General features: G+C 53.8%; 3 protein-coding genes. 2 read left to right on the top strand and 1 reads right to left on the bottom strand.

The window, feature by feature from the left end; all coding sequences use genetic code 11:
* Both A2I95_RS25985 and A2I95_RS25990 read left to right on the top strand, forming a co-directional pair.
* A partial coding sequence (locus A2I95_RS25985; protein ID WP_291734562.1) for a glycosyltransferase occupies window positions 1-1,110 on the top strand: 1,110 nt, incomplete at its 5' end.
* Window positions 1,107-3,665 (top strand): DUF3131 domain-containing protein, encoded by a 2,559-nt coding sequence (locus A2I95_RS25990; protein WP_291734564.1) that lies wholly within the window; start codon window positions 1,107-1,109, stop codon window positions 3,663-3,665. The genes A2I95_RS25985 and A2I95_RS25990, both read left to right, overlap by 4 nt.
* Window positions 3,666-3,703: 38 nt before the next feature.
* Here A2I95_RS25990 and A2I95_RS25995 read toward each other — a convergent pair whose 3' ends face one another.
* Window positions 3,704-4,333 (bottom strand): hypothetical protein, encoded by a 630-nt coding sequence (locus A2I95_RS25995; RefSeq protein ID WP_291734566.1) that lies wholly within the window; start codon window positions 4,331-4,333, stop codon window positions 3,704-3,706.
* Window positions 4,334-4,838: the final 505 nt, after the last annotated feature.

The raw sequence follows: 4,838 nt of genomic DNA on the forward strand, positions 1-4,838 counted from the left end.
GTGATCATCCCGGCTCACAACGAAGCAAAAGTGATTGCCCAGAGCGTCGAAAGCGTCCGTGCATCCGGATACAAAAACCTTGAGGTCATCGTCGTGGACGACGGATCGACGGATGACACGCTCATTGAAGTTCTCAAGTTTGGGCACAAAAGCGAAGTGCGCCTCATCTCGCAGCCGAACCAGGGAAAATGGAGCGCCCTGAACCGCGCGATCCTCAGTTGCGACGCTGAATTTGTTGTGTGTATCGATGCAGATACGCAGATCCATAAGAACGCGATAACTCATCTGGTGAAGCATTTCACGGATCCGAAAGTCGGCTCCGTGGCGGGCAAGATCATCGCGGGCAACCGGGTGAATCTCCTTACCCGCCTGCAAGCTTTTGAGTATGCAACCGCCCAGAATATCGAAAGAAAGGCGTTTGACCTGATCAACGGCATTTTGGTGGTTCCCGGAGCTATCGGCGCATGGCGGGTTGAGGCTCTCAGAAAGGCGGGACTGTTCAGTGATGAGACTCTGACCGAGGACACCGACCTAACGATCCAGGTGAACCGCACGGGCTACGCCGTGGTCTTTGAACCCAAGGCAAAGGCCTATACAGAGGTTCCCGAGAAGGTGGGTCAGCTTCTGAAGCAGCGACTACGCTGGTCCTTCGGCATGTTCCAAAGCGCCTGGAAGCACAAAGGGGCAATCATTGATGGCCGGTCGGTGGGATTGATCTCCATTACCGACATGTTTGTGTTCGGCTATGTTTTTCCTCTTCTGGCTCCCATTGCTGATCTCTTTGTAGTCATAATGCTTTACAATCTCGCTGCAGGCGGATGGGCTGCAGAGGTTGGCAACTCGCAGACGGTGCAATCAACGCAGTATCTCTGGGCCTATCTGACTCTGCCGGCAATGGAGCTGCTGATTGCCGCGATTGCCATCTCGTCAGATGAGGATGAAAGCATGTGGTCTCTGTGTCTCTTCCCGTTGCAACGGCTGGTTTACCGCCCCCTGCTGTATTTTTCGGTGATCCGCTCTATCCTGCGTGCCGTAACCGGACACTTAGCCAGCTGGGGTATACAAAAACGGCAAGGCCGGAGTTACAGTTTGGCAGCTGGAAGCACATGAAACGCAGAACTTTCCTGAAATTAGCAGCCGCAAGCGCGGCCCTTTTCCCAGTACCCGGAACGGCCTCATTGCTGCGGGGGCCTCCTGCACAGGCGTTTCAGGTTGCCGCAATCCTCAACGAAGACCTCTCCATACCTCATCTCATTGCGGTCCTCGATGCCTTTGTCGACCGCAGCATTCCTCTTGCATGTGTGGTCGACCCTTTCGGAAAAGATGGACACCCGTTGTCCCCGGAAAGCAAACTGGCACAAGTTATGAACGGCTATCTGCTGGGCAACAGCGGTCTCGACATCGTGCCTTACGTCCACGATTTATCGCTGCTGTCCGAGCATTTTCAGGCCCGGGCAGTTTTTGAAGCTGTATCCGCGATAAAAAGCATGCTCCGCCCTGCGCTTTTGGTTCGAAAATCCGGATTGCCCGTGCAAAGCATTGCATGTGCCGAATATGCAAACCCGAACCCACCCCGCGGTGTGCGCTCTGCAGGTATTCTCAACGTTTTGACCCTGCCTGCCGAGCCCGGCCCGGTCCGCTCGGAAACCTGGGATAATGGTGTTGTGAGGCTGTTCGGCGGCAGCCTGCAAATACTTCAGGAGACCACAGGTCCGGCAAAATTCACAGAACAGGGCTCAGGCCAGAAACTACTTTACCTGTCCGCTAAAGAATTCGCGCAACAGCCACTGAACCGGCTAAAAAAAATTGCCGGTCAATTTACCCGCGCACTTGCAGAGCGGGAGCTCGACGGGGATCTGAGTTTGCTACCGGTTCCGGATATTCAGTTGCGCGACAACTACCGGTTCAAGAAAACGATTTGCTTGCATGTGCTGCATCCGCAAAAGCAAATTCAACCGCAAGTTTCAGCCTATTCCGCATTTACTGCCTTTCTCCAAGAAACCGGGGTCCCCCATTCCACCGGGAGACCTTCGGAAAAAGGGCGCGAAGCCGGGTTTTGGGTTCCAACGGAACTGCCTCTGAAAAGAACCGGTTCCGGCGGCAGCCTGCCCGGTATGTCGCCTATCAGAGCCGGAAGCCCAAGCGACGCAGCACTTCGTACGATTCAGCAGGCTATTCCAGGCATTGGTGTTACATTCCCGGTCACTGACGCCGGAAGACAGGGATTAGGCAGCACGGGAATTTTGCAGATTCCAAAACATGTTGTCAGCGGCGGTGGCGCGGTTCAGGCATTTAATGAAGCGGTGGCCGGTACCGCAGATGCAGCCATATTCTTGCATCCAGACGCTTTCACCTTTCCGCCGGATCGGCGAGCCTTGCAGGACCGGTTGCTCGGCTTGCACATTGACGAGGGGACCCAGATTTTGCATCTGGAACAGTTTGTCCGCGCTCTCGTTCCCGCCGGCCCCCTGCCCTCCCGTCAGAGGAAAACCTCCGCAGCTGCTCCGGAACTGCTGAAGAAACGCCGCCATCCTGCTGTCCTTGGTCGGGAAGAGTTGCTTGAAGATGCCCGAGTGGCCTGGCAGTACTTTGAAAAGTTCTCGGATCCCGCCACCGGACTTTGTCCGGCAACAGTGAATTTTGCACCGGGCGGACGCTACCACAAGGCCGTCACCATGTGGGATGTTGGCAGCCACATCAACGGCTTGGTAGCAGCTCGGCAGATCAGTTTGATAAGTCAACAAGGTTTTGAAACCGCAATCCGCAAAATCCTGCCCAATATCGCGGGCCGGACGTCCCAAAACCGCCACCTGCCACAGGGGTGGATACGCACTGACCGCCGCAAGTGGGGCAACAAGAACTTCGACGGCTCCGACGCAGGCCGGTTGCTCGCTGCCTTGGACAACCTGCGTCGGCACAGCAATTTCGGTGATCAGCTGGAGGAACTTGTTGCCTCCTGGGACCTTCAAAAGGTGATCATCGGCGGCGAAGTCCACTCAGTGGTAAACGGCGAGCTGCAATCATCCTATGTATCGCATAGCGCCCACTATTCCGCCTTGGCCTTCCGACGGTGGGGGCTGGCAGCCAAATCTCCTTATGAAGTACTTTCCGACCGCTCTCCAGCCGACGGCCGCATGGCGCTGCTTGAAGCTGCGTCCAGGATCGGACCATTTGGGGCCGAACCGCTTTTGCTTGAAGCCATGGAGCTGGGGATGTCGAGGGAAAGCGCCTTTCTTGCCGATGTGCTGTTTGCTGCGCAACTGGAAGAATTCCAGGAGACTGGTCGGCTGATCTGCGTATCCGAAGGTCCGATCGATAAATCTCCCTGGTTTCTCTATCAGGGGCTGCAGCTCGATGCTCCCAAGCGCACTTGGGCGTTTGACACCGTCGGCCAAGAGCCGGAGTACCGAACTCCCGAGTTCCGCGAGGAGAACCTTGCTATCAGTAGTAAGGCCGCCTTTCTCTGGTCCGCTTATCAACCTCATGAGTACTCAGAAAAACTCACAAGCTTCACCAGAAATGTCGCTAGAACCGAAAATGGTTTTGCCTCAAGTATCTATTTGAAGAACGAGCAACCAACCGAGACCTATACCGACTTAAACACAAATGGTGTCATTCTACAGGCGATTGCCCACCGCCTTGTCAGCTCAGGCGGGAAGCTCTGAACAGACAAGGCGCGGTAAAGCTAGACTACGCGACAGCCCTAGAAAGTGAGGCATCCACTTGCTGCAATTTCCCCTGGGGAAACCGGGTAACCCGGTCGGGGGTTCAGAATGACGGTCTGGATTCCGGTGATTTGGTTCATGCAGCTGTCGACCCAGCTTTCGTCGATCCCTTTGCCGCCCACATAAATGTCCAGCCAGTCATGCCCCTGATAGCCGCTATGGCACGGACCTGACTGAGGTTTCGGCCCATCCCCGCACAGATCCTCGACAATCGCGTATCTTTGCAGGTTTCTTATGTAGAATCTGGTACCTGCAGGGTAATCCATGTAGCTACGGCCATTTCGCTTTACATGCCCTACAGCGAGTGTAACCGGATTCTCGTAAGTCCCGGATCCGCCTGCCCGCCGGTGGATCACTGGCCTGGCAATTTGGGCAGAGCCGCGCGGGGTATTGTCCCAGTAGCTATAGCCAGTGAGAAAAATGTTCATGTTTTGTTCTTCTAAATATCTGGAGTTTGCACCAATTTCACCAGCAAACCTTTCATCAACTTCGAGCCGAGTACTATAAACCCCGTCGCCGCCGCCGCTTGCCCTTTCTTTAACACTGCAAGCTGCTGCAGCAAGCAATGCTCCAAACATGAGCGTAAGTCTGGTTACTTTGTAAGCCATAGTATCATCCTGATTAACTGGGTACTCAGGAAGCCGCAAAAAACTTGGAAATCGCAGCTGCCTTCCAATGCAGCATGACTGCAAAAGGGAAATAAACCACTAAATAAAAAGGGAAAGTTTTATCATTCTCAAAAGCTTTTGCGACATAGCGTCTGTCGCAGAGAAATCCAACTAACTTGAAAGAGATGCCGGCAGGCTCGATGGAAAGCTTCTAATTCCATCGGTCATAGAGCATTCTATTAGAATGCTTTTCATTTTTCCAAACACAGAAAAATAGGGAGTGCGGATGATAGAAAAGCTGCAATTTAGTTGCAAATTCGAACAGAGCCGCTGACCCTTTGGGGGTCGGTGAGATTAGATACTCTGGTAAACATCTAACTTCGATCATCAGAAAGACATTTCCCCACCCCTTTTTCCAAACACTGCAATTAGGCTTGATACGCTATTTACAGCGCGCATCGAGCTTTCGATTAGTTCACCCCTTCCAACAAACCTCTGAGGATCA

The sequence above is a fragment of the Leisingera sp. F5 genome, from assembly GCF_001593695.1.